2 protein-coding genes are annotated in these 1703 nt (G+C 67.4%); both read right to left on the reverse strand.

Features of this window, described 5'->3' with window-relative positions:
* Positions 1-747, reverse strand: a complete 747-nt coding sequence (locus VGK32_18775) for a hypothetical protein (protein HEY3383811.1) — start codon at positions 745-747, stop codon at positions 1-3.
* A 542-nt stretch (positions 748-1289) separates the two neighbouring features.
* The coding region (locus VGK32_18780) for a DUF1801 domain-containing protein (GenBank protein HEY3383812.1) at positions 1290-1703 on the reverse strand (414 nt) is incomplete at its 5' end.

Below are 1703 nucleotides of genomic sequence, written 5' to 3' on the forward strand. Positions count from 1 at the left end.
CTAGTGAGGGCGGCCCGAGGGTTCGGGCGCTTCGGTAGAAGAGGTCCGCGTCGACGTCGTCGCCCGCGCGCCCGCTGGGTATTCCTCGGAAGGACGCTGCGCCGCCCTGCGGCTGCGTGCCGACCGCCGCCGCCACTGACGCTCGTAGTCGCGGGCGACGTCGATTCCGCCCACCCCGAAGGCGATCGCCGCTGCGGCCGCCGCCGAGGCGACCACCGCGATGAAGCCGGCGTTGACGATGTTGGGCGCGACGCCCAACTGGTCCAGGGCCATGAACACCGACAGTGCGATCACCGCGGCGCGGACCCCCTTGGCGACCCAGGCACTGCTTACGTTCGCCACCAGCTCGGAGAGCACCCTGGCGACGGGGATGGCGATGGCCACGATCAAGGCGGCGACAAATACCCGCGGCACGTACCCGATGATCCGGTTGATGCCCGACGAGAGTGCGGCGAGTCGAAGCGCCTGGGCCGTCAGGGAGAAGGTGACGAGCATGCCCAGCCAGAACACGGCCCTGCCCGTTGTCCGGGAAGCCGAGAGACGGGTCGCGCCCGCCTGTGGCTGCATGTGGCGGGCGACGAACGCATCGAACTGCGCGCGGCCGAGCAGCCTGGCAACGACGGAGCCGAGGACTCTCGAGAGAAGGTAGCCGACCAACAGGACGATGACCGCCGAGACGAGGTTGGGCAGGTACGCCGTCATCTGGCCCACCCCTGTCGCGAAGTAATTGCGAATCTGTTCGAGCATCGAGTTTCTTCCTCCCCGTTCACCTCCAAATAGGTGCGCTCGACGCAGGCGGCAAATCCGGCGGGGCGCCAGGCGCTCTGCCATCCAGCCACGGGATCCGCGCGACGGCTCGGGCGACTGGCTGGCAAGAGGCTCCGCGGATCCACCACGTGGATGACTTCCGAAGCAAACCGGAGGCTGCCGGCTCGGCCTCGGGCTTCATCGGATTCGCGCGCAGCGTGGCCGGGCGGTTGGTTCGCGAAGTCGTCGCGGAAGGAGCGGCGCAACCAGGCGTGACCTCCGTTCCGCGCCGGCGCAGGACGACCGGAGGATGACCAAGCAGTTGAGAGCCATCCCTCGAGACGGCTGGGCAAGGCGCTGCAGTCGCCGCAGTCCGTCCAGGAGGAGCTCAAGTCGGCGCTCGGGCCCGCGGCGGGAAAGTCCGATGGCGCGTTCCGTGGTGCCTTTGGCAAGGCCGAGCAGACCCCTGAGTCCAGGTGCCTTCACTCGGGCCCCTTCGCGGGCGGGGCTCGCCGTCGGCATACGAACTGGGCGGAAATCCGTTAGGACTTCTTTTTCTTCGAAGGTCTCGACTTGCCCGAGCTGTTGAGGGCGACCGCCTGGCGAACGAGCGCCTTGAAGGCGGACTCGTCGACTTCCTCTCCTTCGTGGATGTCGATCGCGCGGCGCGCCTTTCCCTCGAGACTCGAGTTGAAGAGACGAGCCGGATCCTTCAGGGACGCGCCCTTGGCGAAGGTGAGCTTCACGACGCTCTTGTAGGACTCGCCAGTGCAGACGATGCCGTCGTGCGACCAGACCGGAGTGCCCATCCACTTCCACTCCTCGACGACGTCCGGGTCTGCTTCCTTGACGAGCTTGCGCATTCTGCCGAGGGTTTCCCCGCGCCAGTCCCCGAGGTCGGCGATTCTTTTCGAGATGAGCTCCGATGCCGACTGGCCTTCGCTCGCGCCTGACTT

This window comes from Vicinamibacterales bacterium, assembly GCA_036504215.1.
Taxonomy (GTDB): domain Bacteria; phylum Acidobacteriota; class Vicinamibacteria; order Vicinamibacterales; family Fen-181; genus FEN-299.